General features: G+C 52.9%; 30 protein-coding genes. 14 read left to right on the forward strand and 16 right to left on the reverse strand.

Annotated elements, in window-relative coordinates; genetic code table 11:
- Positions 1 to 70: 70 nt before the first annotated feature.
- Together AC6EI9_RS00470 and AC6EI9_RS00475 are read left to right on the forward strand one after the other, a co-directional pair.
- Positions 71 to 247: a hypothetical protein gene (locus AC6EI9_RS00470; protein ID WP_498468527.1), complete on the forward strand. Its 177-nt coding sequence runs from the start codon at positions 71 to 73 to the stop codon at positions 245 to 247.
- A 46-nt stretch (positions 248 to 293) separates the two neighbouring features.
- Positions 294 to 629 (forward strand): hypothetical protein, encoded by a 336-nt coding sequence (locus tag AC6EI9_RS00475; RefSeq protein ID WP_498468528.1) that lies wholly within the window; start codon positions 294 to 296, stop codon positions 627 to 629.
- 67 nt (positions 630 to 696) lie between these two features.
- Here the strand turns inward: AC6EI9_RS00475 and AC6EI9_RS00480 are convergent, their stop codons facing one another.
- Positions 697 to 1,149: a hypothetical protein gene (locus AC6EI9_RS00480; RefSeq protein ID WP_498468529.1), complete on the reverse strand. Its 453-nt coding sequence runs from the start codon at positions 1,147 to 1,149 to the stop codon at positions 697 to 699.
- A 306-nt stretch (positions 1,150 to 1,455) separates the two neighbouring features.
- Positions 1,456 to 1,665, reverse strand: coding sequence for a hypothetical protein (locus tag AC6EI9_RS00485; RefSeq protein ID WP_114992175.1), 210 nt, complete (start codon positions 1,663 to 1,665; stop codon positions 1,456 to 1,458).
- 140 nt (positions 1,666 to 1,805) lie between these two features.
- On the opposite strand from AC6EI9_RS00485, the gene AC6EI9_RS00490 reads away from it, so the two are divergent.
- A complete protein-coding gene (locus AC6EI9_RS00490; protein WP_498468530.1) occupies positions 1,806 to 2,108 on the forward strand; it encodes a DUF8638 family protein in 303 nt (100 codons plus the stop codon).
- 38 nt (positions 2,109 to 2,146) lie between these two features.
- Positions 2,147 to 2,395, forward strand: a complete 249-nt coding sequence (locus AC6EI9_RS00495) for a hypothetical protein (RefSeq protein WP_498468531.1) — start codon at positions 2,147 to 2,149, stop codon at positions 2,393 to 2,395.
- Here the strand turns inward: AC6EI9_RS00495 and AC6EI9_RS00500 are convergent.
- A complete protein-coding gene (locus AC6EI9_RS00500) occupies positions 2,380 to 2,916 on the reverse strand; it encodes a rhomboid family intramembrane serine protease (RefSeq protein ID WP_498470111.1) in 537 nt (178 codons plus the stop codon). The two genes, AC6EI9_RS00495 and AC6EI9_RS00500, sit on opposite strands and share 16 nt — an antisense overlap.
- A 139-nt stretch (positions 2,917 to 3,055) precedes the next feature.
- Here AC6EI9_RS00500 and AC6EI9_RS00505 point away from each other — a divergent pair, with 139 nt between their 5' ends.
- Entirely contained in the window at positions 3,056 to 4,591 is a 1,536-nt protein-coding gene (locus tag AC6EI9_RS00505) for a phytoene desaturase family protein (protein WP_498468532.1), read from the forward strand.
- Between the two features lie 103 nt (positions 4,592 to 4,694).
- A complete protein-coding gene (locus AC6EI9_RS00510; protein WP_498468533.1) occupies positions 4,695 to 5,360 on the forward strand; it encodes a methyltransferase domain-containing protein in 666 nt (221 codons plus the stop codon).
- Here the strand turns inward: AC6EI9_RS00510 and AC6EI9_RS00515 are convergent.
- Together AC6EI9_RS00515 and AC6EI9_RS00520 are read right to left on the reverse strand one after the other, a co-directional pair.
- Positions 5,346 to 5,573, reverse strand: coding sequence for a TIGR02450 family Trp-rich protein (locus AC6EI9_RS00515; RefSeq protein WP_498468534.1), 228 nt, complete (start codon positions 5,571 to 5,573; stop codon positions 5,346 to 5,348). The genes AC6EI9_RS00510 and AC6EI9_RS00515 overlap by 15 nt on opposite strands.
- 85 nt (positions 5,574 to 5,658) lie before the next feature.
- On the reverse strand, positions 5,659 to 6,327 hold the full coding sequence (locus AC6EI9_RS00520; protein WP_498468536.1) for an SDR family oxidoreductase: 669 nt from the start codon (positions 6,325 to 6,327) through the stop codon (positions 5,659 to 5,661).
- 283 nt (positions 6,328 to 6,610) lie between these two features.
- Here AC6EI9_RS00520 and AC6EI9_RS00525 point away from each other — a divergent pair, with 283 nt between their 5' ends.
- A complete protein-coding gene (locus AC6EI9_RS00525) occupies positions 6,611 to 6,811 on the forward strand; it encodes a hypothetical protein (protein ID WP_498468537.1) in 201 nt (66 codons plus the stop codon).
- 238 nt (positions 6,812 to 7,049) lie between these two features.
- Here the strand turns inward: AC6EI9_RS00525 and AC6EI9_RS00530 are convergent, their stop codons facing one another.
- Entirely contained in the window at positions 7,050 to 7,760 is a 711-nt protein-coding gene (locus tag AC6EI9_RS00530; protein ID WP_498468538.1) for a LuxR C-terminal-related transcriptional regulator, read from the reverse strand.
- Positions 7,761 to 8,167: 407 nt separating this feature from the next.
- Between AC6EI9_RS00530 and AC6EI9_RS00535 the strand changes: the two genes are divergently transcribed.
- The 3 genes from AC6EI9_RS00535 (at position 8,168) to AC6EI9_RS00545 (ending at position 10,518) form a co-directional block, all read left to right on the forward strand.
- Complete coding sequence (locus AC6EI9_RS00535) at positions 8,168 to 9,292, forward strand: NAD(P)-binding protein (protein WP_498468539.1); 1,125 nt, start codon at positions 8,168 to 8,170, stop codon at positions 9,290 to 9,292.
- A gap of 420 nt (positions 9,293 to 9,712) precedes the next feature.
- The gene (locus AC6EI9_RS00540; RefSeq protein ID WP_498468540.1) at positions 9,713 to 9,931 is read left to right on the forward strand and encodes a hypothetical protein; all 219 of its coding nucleotides are present in this window, start codon (positions 9,713 to 9,715) and stop codon (positions 9,929 to 9,931) included.
- Positions 9,910 to 10,518 (forward strand): site-specific integrase, encoded by a 609-nt coding sequence (locus AC6EI9_RS00545; protein WP_498468541.1) that lies wholly within the window; start codon positions 9,910 to 9,912, stop codon positions 10,516 to 10,518. Before AC6EI9_RS00540 ends, AC6EI9_RS00545 begins: the two co-directional genes overlap by 22 nt.
- A 299-nt stretch (positions 10,519 to 10,817) precedes the next feature.
- Here the strand turns inward: AC6EI9_RS00545 and AC6EI9_RS00550 are convergent, their stop codons facing one another.
- The 3 genes from AC6EI9_RS00550 to AC6EI9_RS00560 form a co-directional block, all read right to left on the reverse strand.
- Positions 10,818 to 11,069, reverse strand: coding sequence for a Nif11-like leader peptide family natural product precursor (locus AC6EI9_RS00550; protein ID WP_498468542.1), 252 nt, complete (start codon positions 11,067 to 11,069; stop codon positions 10,818 to 10,820).
- Between the two features lie 106 nt (positions 11,070 to 11,175).
- On the reverse strand, positions 11,176 to 11,451 hold the full coding sequence (locus AC6EI9_RS00555) for a Nif11-like leader peptide family natural product precursor (protein ID WP_498468543.1): 276 nt from the start codon (positions 11,449 to 11,451) through the stop codon (positions 11,176 to 11,178).
- Between the two features lie 180 nt (positions 11,452 to 11,631).
- A complete protein-coding gene (locus AC6EI9_RS00560) occupies positions 11,632 to 11,877 on the reverse strand; it encodes a Nif11-like leader peptide family natural product precursor (protein WP_498468544.1) in 246 nt (81 codons plus the stop codon).
- A gap of 158 nt (positions 11,878 to 12,035) precedes the next feature.
- Here AC6EI9_RS00560 and AC6EI9_RS00565 point away from each other — a divergent pair, with 158 nt between their 5' ends.
- Positions 12,036 to 12,314: a DUF3104 domain-containing protein gene (locus tag AC6EI9_RS00565; protein ID WP_498468545.1), complete on the forward strand. Its 279-nt coding sequence runs from the start codon at positions 12,036 to 12,038 to the stop codon at positions 12,312 to 12,314.
- Between the two features lie 36 nt (positions 12,315 to 12,350).
- Here AC6EI9_RS00565 and AC6EI9_RS00570 read toward each other — a convergent pair whose 3' ends face one another.
- The 5 genes from AC6EI9_RS00570 to AC6EI9_RS00590 form a co-directional block, all read right to left on the reverse strand.
- A complete protein-coding gene (locus tag AC6EI9_RS00570) occupies positions 12,351 to 12,977 on the reverse strand; it encodes a hypothetical protein (RefSeq protein WP_498468546.1) in 627 nt (208 codons plus the stop codon).
- Positions 12,978 to 13,132: 155 nt separating this feature from the next.
- Positions 13,133 to 13,477, reverse strand: a complete 345-nt coding sequence (locus AC6EI9_RS00575) for a hypothetical protein (protein WP_498468547.1) — start codon at positions 13,475 to 13,477, stop codon at positions 13,133 to 13,135.
- 120 nt (positions 13,478 to 13,597) lie between these two features.
- A complete protein-coding gene (locus AC6EI9_RS00580; RefSeq protein WP_498468548.1) occupies positions 13,598 to 13,819 on the reverse strand; it encodes a hypothetical protein in 222 nt (73 codons plus the stop codon).
- 292 nt (positions 13,820 to 14,111) lie between these two features.
- Positions 14,112 to 14,393, reverse strand: a complete 282-nt coding sequence (locus AC6EI9_RS00585; protein WP_498468549.1) for a hypothetical protein — start codon at positions 14,391 to 14,393, stop codon at positions 14,112 to 14,114.
- A gap of 102 nt (positions 14,394 to 14,495) precedes the next feature.
- On the reverse strand, positions 14,496 to 14,810 hold the full coding sequence (locus tag AC6EI9_RS00590; protein ID WP_498468550.1) for a hypothetical protein: 315 nt from the start codon (positions 14,808 to 14,810) through the stop codon (positions 14,496 to 14,498).
- A 6-nt stretch (positions 14,811 to 14,816) separates the two neighbouring features.
- Here AC6EI9_RS00590 and AC6EI9_RS00595 point away from each other — a divergent pair, with 6 nt between their 5' ends.
- The 3 genes from AC6EI9_RS00595 to AC6EI9_RS00605 all read left to right on the forward strand — a co-directional run bounded on the left by AC6EI9_RS00595 (position 14,817) and on the right by AC6EI9_RS00605 (position 16,225).
- Complete coding sequence (locus AC6EI9_RS00595) at positions 14,817 to 15,074, forward strand: hypothetical protein (RefSeq protein ID WP_498468551.1); 258 nt, start codon at positions 14,817 to 14,819, stop codon at positions 15,072 to 15,074.
- 34 nt (positions 15,075 to 15,108) lie between these two features.
- Entirely contained in the window at positions 15,109 to 15,405 is a 297-nt protein-coding gene (locus AC6EI9_RS00600; RefSeq protein WP_498468553.1) for a hypothetical protein, read from the forward strand.
- 82 nt (positions 15,406 to 15,487) lie between these two features.
- On the forward strand, positions 15,488 to 16,225 hold the full coding sequence (locus AC6EI9_RS00605; RefSeq protein ID WP_498468554.1) for an MIP/aquaporin family protein: 738 nt from the start codon (positions 15,488 to 15,490) through the stop codon (positions 16,223 to 16,225).
- 232 nt (positions 16,226 to 16,457) lie between these two features.
- On the opposite strand, the gene AC6EI9_RS00610 is transcribed toward AC6EI9_RS00605, so the two are convergent.
- Together AC6EI9_RS00610 and AC6EI9_RS00615 are read right to left on the reverse strand one after the other, a co-directional pair.
- The gene (locus tag AC6EI9_RS00610) at positions 16,458 to 16,709 is read right to left on the reverse strand and encodes a Nif11-like leader peptide family natural product precursor (RefSeq protein WP_498468556.1); all 252 of its coding nucleotides are present in this window, start codon (positions 16,707 to 16,709) and stop codon (positions 16,458 to 16,460) included.
- Positions 16,710 to 16,828: 119 nt separating this feature from the next.
- Positions 16,829 to 17,086: a Nif11-like leader peptide family natural product precursor gene (locus tag AC6EI9_RS00615; protein ID WP_498468557.1), complete on the reverse strand. Its 258-nt coding sequence runs from the start codon at positions 17,084 to 17,086 to the stop codon at positions 16,829 to 16,831.
- Position 17,087: the final 1 nt, after the last annotated feature.

Below are 17,087 nucleotides of genomic sequence, written 5' to 3' on the forward strand. Positions count from 1 at the left end.
CACAAGGCCTTTCGTGAACACCACAACATGTCCTTTCGTCGTAGTCTCGACTCATGATTCAGTGAGCTGCATGTCGAATCGACGCATCGCTTTGGTGATTGGAACCATTGTCGGTTTAATTGCGATCGTTGCCTGGGTCGCTGAAATTGATCTTGTCTTTCAAGAGTCAGCGGAAGAGCAAGAACCGAATCAAAAGTCGCTGGTGATTGATGAGTCTGCTTCTGAGTCAAAGTCTGTTGAGAAATGACATGATGTTCGGGCTTGATTAGTCTGGCTCTAGTTGCCGTGCGTGTGTGCTTCAGACAATTATTTTGGTGTGTCTTGGCCTGGCGTGGGCTTTTTATGCAAGACGAACAAAGGCAGCAATTAAAAATTTAAAGTTGCGGCTCCGTGATCATCAGCTTCAGGAACATGCAGCAATCAACTGGTGCTGCTGTGCTATTCAACGTGCCGATAACAGGGACGAGCTGCTGAAAGCTTTTAACCAGTTTGTTGACACCGGCCGTGAAATCATTGACTATCCGGATCGTCTCGCTGAGTTTATGAGCGCCAATGGGCTGACAGAGGTTCAACACATGAGAAACATCATCGTTCTGGATAAGGTTTTGAAAGCGTTTGATGAGCGTTGACTGCTTAGGTCTCAATGATTCTCTGCTTAGCTTTTAAGTGAACTTGTGTTTTAAACATGATTCCGCTCTAATTTGATCGCTTGGTTGGACTGATCTCAATTGAGAAATTATTGTCTTTGCATTGCGTAGTAACATCCGATGCTTCGCCTGCTGGGATCAGGACGACTCCTCCTTTCTGCCCATAGTTCGGCCCGCGATATTGACTGATTGCTGAATAACCAGCTTTGCCTGCATTGCAATCCATCGTTACGGCAATCAGTTTGTCACTTCTGACCTCAAAGGTTTCTCCCAGGCTCTTATTGAGGTCCACTGACTTGCCCGTCCCAGTGCTCAGTGTTGTTTGAATGCTTGCAGGGCTGCAGATACTGGTGACATCTGTTGGTGTGCTGTAGTCCGCTGCATAGCTGAATGGCAGGTCCTGAGGGAACACCGTCACGGAGACCTGGAGTGGATGGTCTTGCCCTTCCAGTCGCTCGTACTGCACTGGGTAGGTCTCTTCAACCTTGTCGTACACCGCCATTTGCAGAAGAGTTGGGCTGCACCATGTCACGACTGTCTGCAGTTTTGACCTGTCAATCCCGATGGTTCCTTGTTGGTAGGGTCCGTTGCTCAGAAATGTTGTTTCTTCATATCGATCTGACGCAGTACATCCCGCCAGCAGGGTTGAAATTGATAGCACGATGGCAATAAAGCTCTTCATGTGTCGATCAATGATTTCATGGTTCGATGTTTTATATAGGAGTCTTGATTCTTTCAGGATGTTCTATTTTTCCGGCTTGCTGAATTGCCTGCTCTTTATGTTCAAGCCTCAAGCAACGGGGCTCATTCAAGACCCAGGCTTGATCGCTTCTTTCACTGATTCCACGCCTTTCTGGATCGCTTCTGCGGGCACTCTGAGCTTCTGTTGCTGAGTATTGGACCAGATGTTGACGGCATAGACGATGGCGCCACCCACAATCAATGCGGCAAGAACAAGGCCAATTCCGTTGCCCCCCTGTTGAATCACGACAGGCCTTTGCTGTTCCTGATCACTCATCGATGCTCCTCGCACTGTTTATCACTGACATGGTTGTAGCCAGCGATTGTTGTCTTGTCCGTCTGCGCCGATCGATTTGATCGCTGGCATTGATGTCGCTATGACAAGCCATAACGTCACCAGTTCGGAGTGTTCGGGCCATGCTCACCACCAGCACCCGTCTGAAACTGCAGTCAATCCTTCGGCGAGTGGCTGAGGGGTCCAGTGTCAGCCTGTCGGATCGTGTTTATCTCCAGAAATTCGCCGACCGAGACCGCACGGTCTCGTCCTGGCTGCGTCGTGCTCGGCGGCAACAACTTTCCGGGCGCCGTCTCGAAGGTCTTGACAGGCTTCTCGATGGTCTTGATCTGGGCAGTGCAGAACCCGACCAGCAGCAGAGTCCCGAGGCTGATGACCTCGGTGATTGGTTTGCGGGGGCCGATTCCTGGCTGAGACGCGACTGAGGTTCGCTTAGCGTTGATTCAGCGCCTGCTGTCTCGTCTTGAACAACACCTCACGAGGAGTGATTTACGTTTCGGTCTGGGTGGTGGTCTGGGGCACTGCTTCCTCTCTCGTGGATTGGTTTCTCCTCCACGCTGATCTCTATCAGGAAGGGAGTTTCGGTCAGGCCGCCACTTTCATCGGCTATGGAGCGGCTGCCTCCGTTCTCGCGGTGCGTCTTTCCAGTCGCTTCCTGTTCAAAACCGAGGTTGCCGAGGAGAGTGCTGACAGCGATCAGTCAGTCAGCTGATTCGGCGATCGATGCACCGCCAGCGCTGCCAGCATTCCGGCGAGAAATCCGGATGTATGTCCGATCCAGCTCACGCCAGTGGGAGATGCCCAGGGAAGCAGGCCAGGCAGGGCGCTTCCGTAGAGCAGCAGCGCGATGGTGCTCAGCAGGATTGGCAGAGGACGTCGTTCCAGAAATCCGATCAGCACCAGATAGCCCAGCAACCCGTAGACCACTCCGGATATGCCGTGTGAACCAACCGGCCAAAACAGCCAGACCGGAATCTCCAGGGCGATCACGGCAATCCAGATGCTCAGGTAGGCCCTTCGGCTTCTGGCCAGTACGAGGTAGCTCAGCGGTAGGAACACCAGGCTGTTCGTGAGCAGATGGCCGAAGCCTTGGTGGCTGAATGGTGCTGTCAACAACGTCCACCAGGGTGTTCCAGGACCCATCGCCAGGTTCCAGCGTCCGCCGAGGAGCAGTTGATCCACCAGCTCCTGAAGCCAGGCCAAGCCCAGCAAAATCAGAGGCAGAGCGATCAATCCATCCACCTGTTCTCTCTGTTCACTGAAGCAGTTTTCGGTTGATCTCGGATCGCCATATTGGTGACAGCCGATGTTCATGTGTCGGAATTGAGCTCCGACCCGCTATGAACTGACCAGTCACCGTGCGGATCACACCATGACCACCAAGTGTGAGGTGATCGTGATCGGCAGCGGAATCGGTGGTCTCTGTTGTGCTGCGCTCTGTGCCAGAGCCGGCCACGAGGTGATGGTTCTCGAAGCTCATGGCCATCCGGGTGGAGCCGCTCATGGATTTGAGCGGCAGGGCTATCAGTTCGAATCTGGCCCTTCTCTCTGGAGCGGACTTGGCCGATGGCCAAGCAGCAACCCACTGGCCCAGATTCTCAGGGCCTTGGATGAACCTCTGGAGGTCATTCCCTATCGAGACTGGGATGTGTTGTTCCCCGAGGGGCATCTGCGTGTCGGGGTGGGTGCTGACGGCTTCGAACAGGTTGTCGCTGATCTGCGAGGCACGGCGGCGGTCGAGGAGTGGCGTCGTTTCGCTGAGGTTTTGCAGCCCATTGCAGCAGCGGCGGACGCACTGCCGTTACTGGCATTACCGCCGGGTGGACTCGACAGTCTTGGACCACTTCTGCGACGCAGCGGTCGCTTGCTTCCCCACCTGCCGGCTCTGCGCCATCTCAGCGGTGCCTTCGGTCCTTTGGTGGATCGCCACCTTCAGGATCCCTTCCTTCGCCATTGGGTTGATCTGCTGTGTTTCCTGATCAGTGGAATGCCAATGGCCGACACCAATGCGGCGGCCATGGCAACACTGTTTGGTGAATGGTTCGAACCCGAGGCCTGCCTCGATTTTCCCAAGGGCGGCAGTGCTTCCGTGGTGCAGGCCCTCGTCCGTGGTCTTGAGAAACATGGCGGCAGCCTGCGGCTTGGCGCCCGTGTGAAGCGTGTCCTGCTGGATGGAGATCGGGCCGTCGGCGTCGAGCTGGTCAACGGTGAACAGTTCGCTGCGGATCATGTGGTCAGTAACGCTGATGCCTGGAGTACGGCGAAGCTGTTGCCTGAAGCGACATCGCCCTCCTGGCGCCATCAACGCCTAGAAACTCCAGCCTGTGCTTCCTTTCTCCATCTGCATCTGGGCTTTGATGCCAGTGGCCTCGAGGATCTGCCCATTCATACGGTGTGGGTTGGAGACTGGGACCGGGGAATCGAGGCCGAACGCAATGCCGTGGTGGTTTCGATCCCGTCCGTGCTTGATGCCTCGATGGCTCCTGCCGGCCAGCACGTTCTGCATGCCTACACACCGGCCAATGAACCGTGGTCACTCTGGAGTGGTTTGGAGCGTTCAACGGCTGCCTACTACAAGCAGCGTGAGCAGCGCTGTTCGGTGTTCTGGAAGGTGCTTGAGCAGCGCATCCCGGATCTGCGCAGTCGCTGTCGGATCGTGATGGAAGGCACGCCTCTCACCCATCGTCATTTCCTGTCCGTTCATCAGGGCAGTTATGGACCGGCTCTGTCGGCGGCCAACGGGTTGTTTCCAGGTGTGCAGACGCCTGTGCAAGGTTTTCTTCAATGTGGAGCCAGCACCTTCCCCGGTATCGGCATTCCGCCTGTGGCCGCCAGCGGAGCGATGGCTGCCCATGCGATCACTGGACAGCGGGCTCAGAAGCAATTGCTGGAGATCTTGTCTCTTTGATCAACCAGCAACCAGCACCAGCTGTGTACTGCAACGCGCTAAGGGACGCGCTTCGTCGCTGGTTTCTTTAGCTTCCGGGTTGATTGGACAGCAGGAATTCCCCGTGGTCGTGCAGGTCTTGAACGACAACGAGCGCTTCAAGCTCGATGACAGCGATGACGCGCTGTTCTACAGCGACCCCCGTTTTGTTCAGCATCTCGATGCAGCATTTCGTCTGCGCTTGACGCAGCTCTATCGCGAGCGCATCCCCAGTTGTGCGGTTGTGCTCGATCTGATGAGCAGCTGGGTGAGTCATCTGCCCGAAGACCAGCGCTACGAGCAGGTGATCGGCCATGGGTTGAATGCTCAGGAGTTGCAGGCCAATCCGCGTCTCGATCGTCACTGGGTGCAGAACCTGAATCGCGATCAGACACTTCCTCTCGACGATGCCAGTGTCGATTGCACCTTGATCGTGGCCGGCTGGCAGTATCTGCAGCAGCCGGAGTCTGTGGCCGCCGAGCTGCTGCGCATCACGCGCCCCAAGGGGCAGGTGATCTGTGCCTTCAGCAATCGCATGTTTTTCACGAAGGCGCCTCAGATCTGGACCGATGGGGGTGACGGTGACCACCTTCGCTACGTGGCGGAGGTGATGATGGCTCAGGGATGGCCTAAGCCTGAATTGGTTGCTGAACAGACGCAGCAATCCGGCCCTCTCGGTTGGGTCGGCGCGAAGGGAGATCCCTTTTTTGCTGTGATCGCCACCAAGCCCTTGGCTTCAGATTCCCTCTGAGTCGTCTGGGGGGATCGGCTGCCAGCCGCTCTGCCATTGCGCATTGTCTTGAAGCTGCGTCCAGCTTTCCCTGAGTCGCACCTGAGGCTCCAGCAGTGAAGCCAGCTCAACCCAGCGCTCAGAGCCGCGTCCACCCTGCAGAACAATGCGGAAATGACGCCGTCCTGACCGGGGGGTGAGGCTGGTCCAGGCTTCGGCCGGCTTCCAGGGCACAGAACTGCAGAACAACGGTGGAGAGCATGATCATGCCTCGCGTTCTGCTCTGTCGATGTTGTCAGGACTGGTTGCCCCTAACGACTCAACAGCTGGCGATTGCGTCCTGCAAGCTCACCACGGGTTGCTGCCTTGAACTGGTGACTTCAAGGATTTTTCCGATCGAATCGGAGGTGTTCAAGGCTTCGACGCAGCAGCGTGCAACCAGGCGGCGAGGGATTGAATCGCTTTCCTGCTTGTCAGCTCCAGTCCAGAGCACGCCTTCCTCGTCCAGATCATCTTCGCGCTCGTTGAGTCCACCAGGCCGGATCACTGTCCAGTCGAGTCCGCTGTTTTCCAGATTGCGTTCACCAACACGCTTCCAAACCAGGATCAAGCCAAACAGGTTGAGGGGGTGTTTCCAGCGCCCTGCGCACAACGAACTGACCAGCACCACGCGTTTCACACCAACGCGCTTGCAGCTTTCGATCTGGCGCTCGACGCCCCAGGCATCCACTTTCATGGGCCCCGTCAGGTCAACGGATGGACGTGCTCCTGTCGCGATCACCAGCGCGTCCACGCCGCGCAGAGAGTCGTCCAAGGCCTTGGCATCCATCAGGCTGAGTCGGTGCTGCTCACAGCTCTCCAGTGATGATGGAATCTGAGAATCAGGACGCAGAAGCAGCCTGGCCTGATCGCCTGAAGCCAGAACTTCTTCAGCAACACGGAAGCCTGTTTTGCCCGAGGCACCGCTTACGGCAATCGTGCGCGTCATAGTCGATCGAGACGGGCACGAAACCTAGCCACAAAGCCTAGCCAGAGCCTTCCCCTCTGATACGGCAGTGGCGCTGGCTGGCGCGCGACCAGCACAATCACCTAGTTACACAGCTTTACAAATAGACTAGGGTTCTTAATGAAAGTTCACATGCCCAGGGATGACTGATTACTCTGCTGCCATCTACGGGCTCATTGCCTTCGCTGCTGTGATCACTGCAGGTGTGGTCTACGTGCTGGCTCAGCCGACCGACCTGCCTTCCGTTAAAGCAAGAGGTTGATTGATGTCGATTGATTCGCGTTGTAAGGAGCAGCAGTCCATTGCTGATCAGATGTTTATGGACTTCAAGTACACCCAGCCGGGCTCCAAAGAGCAGGTTCGTGCTTTATCCACGCTCAGTTTCCTTGTTGGCATGTGGTCTGATTTCCTTGTGAATGAAGAGAAAAGAATGTCTTCAGCTCTGGCACTTGAAGCGCGTTCGTAGTTGTCGTTCTCGCAGTGTTCAGGACCTTTTCCAGACTTTTGGGTGATTTCTGTTAGTTATCATCCTGCTTGCTTTCAGGTCGGGGAGGCTGAATGCCAGAAACATTAAACTGTCAATTTTTTAAAGTCGTTGGTTATAGTGTAAAAGATTTAATAGAAAAGCGATTTGCGGCATAGGTAGTCAATATTGTCTGCTCTCACGTTTATTGCTCGCGAATATATGTGCGTTTGATTCTCTGCTATTCGACTAATTCCTCGCGGATGGCCTTGACAGCGCTATCAGTTCTGTTCCTTGTATGGAGCTTCCTGATCACTGATTGAACATGTTGTCGTGCTGTGACGTCTGCAATGTGCAATTCATCTCCAATTTCATGATTGGTCATGCCGTTGCAAACTAACTCGAGAACATTGAGCTCACGCTTTGAGAGAAGGTCGCTTTTTTTTAGGTGGCTGGGGTCGAGAATGTGGTGAATCAGGGGGTCAACGTAATTAATTTTCTTTTTAACCGAATGGATCACGTGGTCAATTGTCAATGTTTCAAATCCGCGTTGGGTCAGAATGATGTTTGCGCTTGAATCCAGTGCTTCCTTGAGTGATGACGGATTGACTGTGTTGAGTGTCAGCACAGTGATGTGGTCTTCCCCTGATGTCGTTGGAGCCTGATCGTGAATGGCGTGGATCAGGCCAATGCCTGAGCCGTCATCAAGGCGTCCGCTGATGAAGATCAATAATGGATCGAGGGATTCTTGAATTAACTCGAGGCACTCGCTTTGAGAGGTGCAGATTCCGATCAGATGGTCAGTCTTGGATTCCGGGTCAATGGCAAACAGCGTTGCCATGGAAATAGCCGTGGGTTTATGCCCGCAGCAGATTAATATTTTATGCTCCCAATCTAATTGTTTGATTGTTTTATGCCATCCCTTGAAGCTCTCATTGAGAAGGATTTTCACCGAGGCTAGAGATGGCTTGGTTCAACGTATCAAGCCTCCACTGCGTTGGATTGGCCTGGATGTGGAATGTCATCAGTCAACGCTCAGCAGCCAGGATCGCTTGACTTCGTCCTCACTGATGGTTGCAAATCGTGCCGACGTTTGCGCTTGTGCTGTCTTGCCTGCTGCTTTTTCAGGTTGCTTTGGCGATCACGGTGACCTGCACAGGGCTTGATTCAAGGTGTTGAAATTGAGCCTCCATGTGCAGTGATTTGAGTATCGATTCCTAGGGCGCCTGAGACCTATGCACGCCGCAAGGAGTGTGTACGGAGTTCTGCTTCGGCAAGCGCTAGGGGAGGGTGAAGACGGGCCGCCACCCGTCTTTTTTTGTTGGCCCCTTCAGACTTGAGCCTTCTCCAGCGGTTTCCATGCCTGGCAAGAATGTTGATCTTGTTGTGATCGGAGCTGGGCTGTCCGGTTGCGCTCTGGTGTCAGCTCTGAGCAACAGGGGCTGGCGCGGGACCATTCAAATTCTGGAAGCTGGTCGAGGGCCCGGTGGACGCTGTGCCACCAGGCGGCGGCGCGATGCCCCTCTTTGGCGTCTGGATCATGGATCTCCGACCCTGAGTTTTCAGAGCGAGCCTCAAGGGCATTTGCGGGAGCTGATGCAATCGCTGGAACAGCGTGGCGTCATTCGCGTTGATGATGACTCTGTTGTCGGCCTGGACCATCACGGTGCTGCTGTTGCAGCTCCTGATCACCCCCTGCTGAAGGGTCCGCGTTGGCGCGGCATCCCAACGATGGCTTCGGTTGCGGAGACGTTGCTTTCTGATGGTTCTGATCAAGTTGATGTTTGTTTTGGAGAGCGGATTGAGACGCTTTCCAGGGATGGTGAGAACTGGGTTCTCCCTGGTGGGGGGTGTGCCAGCAATCTTGTGCTCAGCGGGACGCTGCTTGCTCACCCCCGTTCGCTGGCCATGCTTGGCAGGAGCGATGTGCCCTTGCGTGATGCCGTTCCTGAGCAGCACGATCTTCTGCTTGATCAGGCACTCGCCTCGATTGCCGGCCTCAACGCGAGCATTCGCTGGAATCTGATGCTGGAGTTTCCAGCGATGGATCTTGATCCTTTGCCTCGGCAGATCTGGCTGACGCCTCCAGCTCAGCAGCAATTCGGTGTGGAACGTCTTGTGCTGCAGCGACAGCAGCAGGGGAGTCTCGGTCTGGTGATCCATGGTCTTGATGATGGTGCGTTGATCACACCTGATACGCAGCCACAGCTTCTGGCCGTTCAGGAACAGCGATTGCTGAGTGTTTTGCCAGAGCTTCTCGGGCCTTGGCCATCACTGCAGAGGAGGGTGCCCAGTGCGCATTCGCTTGGCGTGATGCGCTGGGGAGCTGCTCAACCCTTGAAACAAGGAATGCCAAAAGCACTGCAGTGGTGCAATAAATCCCGTGTTGGGTTCTGTGGCGACTGGATCGCGGGACCAGGCTTCGGCATGGCGGAGGGAGCTCTTCAGAGTGGTCTCGATCTGGCTGAGTTAATGGCCTCCTAAATGGCGACTCCTTTTCGCTGAAGCATCACTCGTCTGGTTCATGCAAAACAATCACAGGATTGTGATAACTGCTGGCCGGAATCAGCGGAGCGCGTCACAACGTAGAAAAGGTCGTCTCCCATGCGCAGCCGATTTCAGCCTGTCCGGGTTCATGCCAGTGTTCATGACGATGAGCCATGCCAGTGCCAAGACTGTGTGGCCCTAAGCCGTCGTTTGACCCAGATGGTCACTCAGACCAAGCCATTGCCTGGGCCTCATCGCCCCGTCTACGCCTGCCGGTGAGGCAAGAACTCAGTCGCTGACTAGAGAAGTCCAGTTGCAGGCAGGGCTTTGAGCAGGTCCTGGGAGTTGCGGTGTCCCTGCGGTTTCGCGTAATTTCGGCACCATTCCGGCAAGAAATTCGGCAACGATTCGGCAACCATGGAAGCGCTCGATGCCACCAATGCAGCACTCAAGACCCGTGGGGTGAAGGGTCGCATCGTGGTGGCGAAGGATCGTTTCTTTCTGCGCGGCACGTTCACTGCTGCCGATGGAACACGAAAGGATCGGCGCATCGCCCTGGGGTTGAACGCTCACCAGGGCCAACTGATGCAACCGAGCCAGGCAGCCGCACAAGGTTGGAGAGCTGCAAGGTTCTGAAGCGGCTGGCCAAGCTCGTCGGCATTGATGGAGCCGATCGACTCGACGCCCTGCGGACTCCCTATTCACCCCGTGAGCGTGAGATTCCGAGTGATGAGATGCTCGCTGCCCTGTTGGCCGATAACGAGGGGCAGAAATGGTGGTGGCTCACCTGGGCGCTGGTCACTTATGGATGCAGGCCTGCAGAGGCATTCAGCCTCAGGCCGAATGGTGATGGAACTGCGCGAGTGTTGAGCGTGAAGAAAGCGGGCAAGCTGCCGGAATGGCGCACCGCCCTGGCGCTGCCAGTTTCGGGACTCACTGCTGAGCGATCCGTTTCATGTGATGTCAGCAGTCCGGCTGAGTACGACTCTTTGAAAGCGAAGAAAGAGGCCGAGTATTGGCAGGCCTGGCTGCGGAATAGACACGCAACCATGACGCTCTACGACATCCGCCATGCCTGGGCGATCCGCTCCATCGCCAAAGTGCCGTCCACCTCATTGGCAGCAAAGTGCATGGGCCACACCGTCTCGGTGCATCACAACACCTATCACCGTTGGTTGGATCAGGCCGACATTGCCGCCGTCGCTGCAGCCCTGGCTGGATGACGCCAGGGATTCGGAGTTGATTACTGCCGCTGAACGAGTGTTGGCCGGAGTTGCTAGTTGATTGCAGACTTGATTGCTAATTAAGCCCTGACTATCTCTGCTCAACTACGCTCAATCGTGCCAGGTATCGGATGCTATTTGGGTCTGATTGATGGTGGGTATGGGGTGATTGAAGAAATAAAAAAACTCTGCCGTTGCAGGGGCTTTGATGAGTAGGCTCAGAATCCACCAAAAATTGAAGGATGATGCCACACAGTCAGCAGTGAATTGCCTGATGATGCCATACTAAAAATATTTTATCAGCAAATTCGTGGATTCGTCACACAGCTCCTGATATTATCAGCAGTGCAGAAACCACCAGCCACGCCTTCCAGTTCCTCATCTGAAAGTTCTGATTGAGCGTTCTTCAAGTCATTCGCAGAAATACTAAATCCCTCCTCTTTGGCAATAGAAACCACAGCATCAGCATCAGCGGCTGCGTTCAGCTTCTCCTGAAGGTTGGTGTCTGCTTTGAGCTTCACCAGGAAGGCTTTGAGCTGCTCTTCTGACATCTGAGAGTAAGGGCTTTGTTCATTTCATTGTCTCTCCTGCAAGCAGCCTTGTCACACTTGAGTGAAAAAGGTTGTTGCTCCAGCCAGGCCCATAGACACTCAGCGGCTACGAGACAGTCGGGCGTCGGTAGTTACAGTACCAAATGTATACACTATCGTGACAATACACTTTTCCGCCGCCAGCTGCACCTTCCACCTCCTCGTCTGACAATTCTACCGTTGCCGATTGCAATGATTGAATATCTTCTGCGGTAATTGCAAACCCAGCTTCTTTTGCAATCGCAACAACAGCATCATTATCACCTGCAGCTTTGAGCTTCTCCTGAAGGCTGCTGTCGCCTTTGACTTTCTCTAGGAACGCTTTGAGCTGTTCTTCTGACATGGCTACTGGGAGTTTATAGCGGTTATAGCAACGATATCTTGAAGCGTTTTTGGCTAATAATTACTGCGCTCAATCGTACCAGGCATTGAAGGCTCATTTATGGACTTATTGGGGTGATTGAAGAAATAAAAGCCTCTGCAGTTGCGAGGACTTTGAGCGTTGAGACTGTAATCTCAAATTTCAACCAGGATCCATAAAACAGGTTTCCGCCCACGCCCAAGTGTCCCACTTGCCACCACCAGCCACACCTTCCAGCTCCTTATCAGACAGATTTTGGGGATGAGTCTTTAGGTCTTCTGTGGTAATCGTGAACCCAGCAGCCTTTGCAATAGCTACAACATCAGCTCCTTCTACTTTTAGCTTTTTCTGAAGACTGGTGTCTGCTTTGACTTTTTCTAGAAAGGCTTCGAGTTGTTCTTCTGACATGGGTGATTGGCCAGTACAAAAGTCATAGCGATTGCCAGCAGCAGCGTCACCCGTACTCAGGGCACCATCCGGCTTGGTCCTGCCAGGTGGGGCTCCAGTGCCACCGCGCTGCAGCCCTGGACAATCGTGGCTAGTACTGGTGTCCTAGTTTTGTGGGCATGTCGGTTGATCGCGGGGTCTACAACTCGCCCGAGTCAGAGGGGCCGGTGTTTCTGGATGTCGCTCCAGGGATGACGGTCATCGTCAAGCACGACCTTCAGACTGGAGAGAAGGCCGAGAAGGATTGGTGGATGGGGCAGGTGATCCATTGCGGCGGCGCTGCCCGTGATCCGAAGATCCACAACCTGTTCCAGATCGCTGATGTGGATTCAGGTGTGATCCGCTGGGTCAACGCCGATCTGGTGACTCACATCCTGCCAAGGGCTCCAGGGCAATAAAAAAGCCCCGCACTTGGCGGGGCGTGATTGTGTAAATCAGTGAGTGCTTAGCAGCTGAAGCCTGCCACGAATCTTTCCAAGCCAGCCAATCCATGGTTTTGAACCACAATGCTTATCTACTAAATTCGCCACATATTCTGAACTTTTAGAATCATTAGAGTAGGCTTCGCGTTCTACTGGATTCCGATAATAAGCAGGGTGAGAGTGTTTATATGTAGCTAAGTCTTGCATCCCTTCAGCAGTCACGTCCAATCCCAGAGGTACTGAGGGCGTGCTAAGCGAATAAGCAAAGTTACTGCATGACTGGGCCATATGAATAGCTTCATGCTTGAGGACTGATGTGAAATATTCATAGGGGTATTCTCCAGTCTTTATTTCTATCGTGCCATTGTTTGGGTTCCACAATCCTGAGGCGTCTGGTAGGTCAGCAATAGGATCTATTTCAGTGACCAAGGCAATTTGGCCGCCATTCCTTATGACTGCTTTGAAGACTGGATCATCTGCTAAGTCACCAAAGCTATCTTCCTGTGTTCCATTGGGTGCTGACGCATTCGCCAGCGAAATCAAGGCGTCTTTATTTCCTGCATATATCTTGGGCATTACTCCACTAAACACCATTGCCATGACAAGTAGTGAATAGCCAATGACATGTTTTGGTTTCATCGAAGTCTGCTGCTAACTCAAGAATAAAATAGAAAATAGTTTTGTCGGGAGATCGATAGCGACTACTCAACGCCCCCTGCTTTTCCCTTTCGGGTCTTGTATAGCTCTCAGCCTCGCTTTCATGGCTTCAGGCTTCCCGACAAAGAGCTAATAAATCAGTAGCAGTTGCTGTATGCAGTATTGCCAACGAAGTTTGTTGTGCAATTGCGTGTCCTGTTGTTGTTGCGATTGATGTTGTCCCACATCTGCCTATTGGCGTTCTGAATGTTTTGTTGAACGCGAGCCCTGTGAGCATTATTGGCATTCATTCTCAAATTACTTGCTTCGTAGTCGGTGAAGCATCCTTCAGCAACAGTACGCTTGAAGAGAAGACCACCGGACTTGATTTTGTGATAGCGAGTGCCTGCAGGGCAGTTTCTGCCAGCCTCAGCAGCAGGTGGAGCAACAATCATTGAAGCGCCGATAACAGCAGCGGCAGCGATGGAAGTGAAGAGTTTCATTTGATTGATTTAGAGAGTGGAGGTCATCCCTCCTGGACCTCTTCACCATCTCTGGAATCAATCGGATTCACATCACCCGGAAGGGTGAACATGCCGGCTTCAGGCTCCCCCAATTGGGAATTAGCTCACGCGGAAGCCGGTGACGCCGAGGCTCCAGGGAAGTAGGCCTTTCTGGAGCGCGATGCAGGCGTATCCGAGGGCATCAGCCATGTGACTGTGATCGGACTTGGGATCGGGCACTGACGCTCCTGCCCGATATTCGAGATTGCTCAGTGAGCGGATCACTCGTTTGCAGCGGGGGTCCACTTTCAGGCGGCGATGGCCGTTGGCGTCGCGGATCATGAGCCTTGCGGCGCTCCTGAACGATTCGCTTATCAAAGCTAAGGATCTTGCGGCTTGTGCTCTCTACTTTCTCGACCGCTTTCTCAACTTTGCGAATCTGTCGCTCAGCTGGTGTGCTGTTGACCTTGAGGCCGATTTCAGCGTTGAATTGAGCCAATGCACCAGCCCTGGGTGTTATCAACTCCAGTCTAATTAGTGAACTTGTAGCGCAATTAAGGGCTTAGGTTTTGTATGCCGCCAGAGCCATCGTCTAGAGGTGTCTGAATCATTCCCTCTTAGTGCTGATGCCAAATCAAAAATTACAACTAGGATCTTGAGACCTAGCAAAGTTAATGGCTGCTTCTATTGCTGTTCTTTTGAATGCTTCATTTGATCTTCTAGCCGCCTGAATGATATCTTTTTTTAATTCACCATTTACACTGCCATTATTCTCTAAGCTGCACGCAAGAACTAGGCTTCCATGATAATAACTTGCTGCGCATACTGTCGCGGCCTCAACACTAGAGGCGCAAACTTCGCCGAGATCCAGCTCCTGAGCTTTTGTTGGAACCGCTGAAATGAGCAATGCACTCATGAGTGGAAGGATTTTCCAGTAATTAATCTGAAGGAAATGGTGATGCATGAATTTGGCAATTAATAGATGGGCCGGAAGCAACAATAGTTCACTTGTTTGTGATCACCAGACTTTGAAGTTGGTTTGGCCGGCGCTGCCGGAGAAGCGCTGGTCTGCGGTGGCCATCAGCAGATAACGGCAAGCGTCTAGGCAGTGGTCGGCGTTGAGCACCAGATCGTCTTGCTTGGCGGTGTCGTGCTGGGCCAGGGGAGCGGTGGCCCAGAACGCCTCGCATCGTTCGGTCGCGTAGAGCCCTGCCAGCTCAGTGGGCGTGATCCATTTGCGCTGATGAGAAGGAATCCGCTCGAGCAGCGTTTTCACATCAGCAGAAAGTTGCTCAACCTTGGCGATCAGCAACGCTTCAGTGTTTTCAGGCATTAGCCCTTGTTTCGATCCGGCCTTGAGGTCACGCCGAGTTTCACCAGGCAGTTCCGCCGCCGTCCGCTGGATGGGACTTTATTGAGCGTTTCGCGTACCGCAACCCCCAAAGCCGAAACGGCACTAGGGATGGTGAAACTCGGCAACAATTCGGCAACTGATTTCGCTCTGCCGCTCAGATCCATTTTTGTGACTGCAGCAGGGATGGTCACTCAGACCAAGCCGTTGCCTGGGCCGCATCGCCCCATCTACGCCTGCCGGTGAGGCGGGAAGCCAGCTGCTGAACAGAACGCCTGTCTTGTGGTTTCGCCTGATTTCGGCAACTTTTGGCAGCGACGGAGGCGCTTGGCGCCACGAATGCTGCGCGCAAGCTCCGTACGCAAGATCTGTACGCAGGATCCGTTCAGCCAAGGGCCGCATCGTGGTGGCCAGGAATTGTTTTTTCCTGAGCGGCACGTTCATCGCTGCTGATGTCGCTGCGGCCCTGACTGACACAAGAGCATTGATTGAATCTGTTTGTCGGAACAATGCTGAAAACATTCACATAGAAAAGCTTGCAAAGATCATGATTGAATCGTTCACGCAAAGCCCCTGATCTCGTTGATCAAAGCCACCTTTGCTTTTTAGTTGCATGCAGGAAAAAGCCGAAATAGAATTATTTCATAAGGAGTAAATTTATGTACCAGAATTATTTTATTGGTGAATTGCTGGGAACACTTTTTCTGGTGTTGTTTGGGTGTGGTGTCTGTGCTGGTGTTTCATTAAAGGCTTCGAAAGCGCATGATTCAGGGTGGATAGTTGTTACGGCAGGCTGGGGTTTCGCCGTCATGATTGGAATTTTTACGTCGATGGCATCTGGATCCAGGGGTGGTGATATCAACCCGGTCATTACCTTGATGAAATATGGACTTGGCAAGTATTCATCTGGCTGGTTGGTGACAGCAATAATTGTTGCACAGCTGATTGGAGCATTCCTGGGAGCAGTATTTGTTTGGCTTGCTTATTTGCCGCATTGGAAGCAAACGGAAAGCAGAGCAGGCAAGTTATCGGTTTTTGCAACAGCTCCTGCGATTAGAAATAAGTTTGCAAATTATCTCTCAGAAGCTTTGGCGACAACTGCGCTAGTGATTATCGCTGGCGCGCTGGCTGAATACGGCAACACCTACAATTTTTCAGACGGTTCTCTGCCATATATTTTCGGATTTGTTGTTTGGGGAATTGGCTTATCTCTGGGAGGTCCAACTGGTTATGCGATCAATCCGGCAAGAGATCTGGGTCCGAGGTTTGCTCATGCAGTTTTACCCATCGCAGGCAAAGGTGGATCCGATTGGAGTTATTCATGGGTTCCAGTTGTTGGGCCTTTGACTGGGGTCTTTGCAGGATTGTGCATCATCAAACTTTTCCTGTTGAGTTGATTCGCTGGGCGTCCATTCGTACTCATGAATCAAGAGAGTCGGAGTTGCTGGTTGATAGCAGGATTGATTGCTCGTCAAACCCTGTCTATCACCCGTCAACTGCGCTCAATCGTGCCAGGTATTAAAGGCTGATTGATGGGATTAGTCGGGCTATTGAAGAAATCAAAGCCATTGCATTGGCAGAATTTTGATAAGTAGGCTAATACTCAAGGGTGTTAAAATTTTATCGAGCCTAGCATATGAGGGAGCAAAAAATAGTCTCATAAAGTGCACCCTTTGGACCAGCTCCTCCAGCCACCCCTTCCAATTCTTCTTCGGAAATCTCTGATTGAGCGTTCTTCAAGTTATCAGCAGAGATGCTAAAGCCAGCGTCTTTTGCAACCGCAATAACAGCATCAGGATTAGCTGCTGCTTTCAGTTTTTTCTGCAGACTGTCGTCTCCCTGGACCTTCTCAATAAATGCTTTGAGTTGATCTTCGGTCATGGCTATGAGGTTTCTTCAGCAGTTATAGCAATGAAAAACTACAGCGGCTTTGGCTAATGCTCACTGCTCTCAATGTGTCAGAAATTTGAGACTGACTTGTGGGCTTCTGTATGTTTAAATTAACAGCAAATAGTAGGAGGTAAAACACAAAAAGTAACTGAGCAACTTATCTTGCTTTCACCTCCAGCCACTCCTTCCAGCTCCTCTTCAGAAAGCTCTGCTTCAGCCTTCTTCAGATCGTCGGCAGAGATGCTGAATCCTGATTCTTTTGCAATCGCAACGACAGCATTGGCATCAGCAGCTGTTTTGAGCTTCTCCTGAAGGTTCGTATCAGCTTTGAGCTTTTCGAGGAAGGCTTTGAGTTGCTCTTCTGACATG

Source organism: Synechococcus sp. MIT2312, from assembly GCF_059772315.1.

Bases quoted from the DNA above. Each gene is read 5' to 3' on its own strand.
- AC6EI9_RS00470 (WP_498468527.1), top strand. From the start codon at position 71: ATGTCGAATCGACGCATCGCTTTGGTGATTGGAACCATTGTCGGTTTA.
- AC6EI9_RS00480 (WP_498468529.1), bottom strand. From the start codon at position 1,149: ATGGCGGTGTACGACAAGGTTGAAGAGACCTACCCAGTGCAGTACGAG.
- AC6EI9_RS00485 (WP_114992175.1), bottom strand. From the start codon at position 1,665: ATGAGTGATCAGGAACAGCAAAGGCCTGTCGTGATTCAACAGGGGGGC.
- AC6EI9_RS00490 (WP_498468530.1), top strand. From the start codon at position 1,806: ATGCTCACCACCAGCACCCGTCTGAAACTGCAGTCAATCCTTCGGCGA.
- AC6EI9_RS00505 (WP_498468532.1), top strand. From the start codon at position 3,056: ATGACCACCAAGTGTGAGGTGATCGTGATCGGCAGCGGAATCGGTGGT.
- AC6EI9_RS00520 (WP_498468536.1), bottom strand. From the start codon at position 6,327: ATGACGCGCACGATTGCCGTAAGCGGTGCCTCGGGCAAAACAGGCTTC.
- AC6EI9_RS00525 (WP_498468537.1), top strand. From the start codon at position 6,611: ATGTCGATTGATTCGCGTTGTAAGGAGCAGCAGTCCATTGCTGATCAG.
- AC6EI9_RS00535 (WP_498468539.1), top strand. From the start codon at position 8,168: ATGCCTGGCAAGAATGTTGATCTTGTTGTGATCGGAGCTGGGCTGTCC.
- AC6EI9_RS00540 (WP_498468540.1), top strand. From the start codon at position 9,713: ATGGAAGCGCTCGATGCCACCAATGCAGCACTCAAGACCCGTGGGGTG.
- AC6EI9_RS00550 (WP_498468542.1), bottom strand. From the start codon at position 11,069: ATGTCAGAAGAGCAGCTCAAAGCCTTCCTGGTGAAGCTCAAAGCAGAC.
- AC6EI9_RS00555 (WP_498468543.1), bottom strand. From the start codon at position 11,451: ATGTCAGAAGAACAGCTCAAAGCGTTCCTAGAGAAAGTCAAAGGCGAC.
- AC6EI9_RS00560 (WP_498468544.1), bottom strand. From the start codon at position 11,877: ATGTCAGAAGAACAACTCGAAGCCTTTCTAGAAAAAGTCAAAGCAGAC.
- AC6EI9_RS00565 (WP_498468545.1), top strand. From the start codon at position 12,036: ATGTCGGTTGATCGCGGGGTCTACAACTCGCCCGAGTCAGAGGGGCCG.
- AC6EI9_RS00570 (WP_498468546.1), bottom strand. From the start codon at position 12,977: ATGAAACCAAAACATGTCATTGGCTATTCACTACTTGTCATGGCAATG.
- AC6EI9_RS00575 (WP_498468547.1), bottom strand. From the start codon at position 13,477: ATGAAACTCTTCACTTCCATCGCTGCCGCTGCTGTTATCGGCGCTTCA.
- AC6EI9_RS00580 (WP_498468548.1), bottom strand. From the start codon at position 13,819: ATGATCCGCGACGCCAACGGCCATCGCCGCCTGAAAGTGGACCCCCGC.
- AC6EI9_RS00585 (WP_498468549.1), bottom strand. From the start codon at position 14,393: ATGAGTGCATTGCTCATTTCAGCGGTTCCAACAAAAGCTCAGGAGCTG.
- AC6EI9_RS00590 (WP_498468550.1), bottom strand. From the start codon at position 14,810: ATGCCTGAAAACACTGAAGCGTTGCTGATCGCCAAGGTTGAGCAACTT.
- AC6EI9_RS00605 (WP_498468554.1), top strand. From the start codon at position 15,488: ATGTACCAGAATTATTTTATTGGTGAATTGCTGGGAACACTTTTTCTG.
- AC6EI9_RS00610 (WP_498468556.1), bottom strand. From the start codon at position 16,709: ATGACCGAAGATCAACTCAAAGCATTTATTGAGAAGGTCCAGGGAGAC.
- AC6EI9_RS00615 (WP_498468557.1), bottom strand. From the start codon at position 17,086: ATGTCAGAAGAGCAACTCAAAGCCTTCCTCGAAAAGCTCAAAGCTGAT.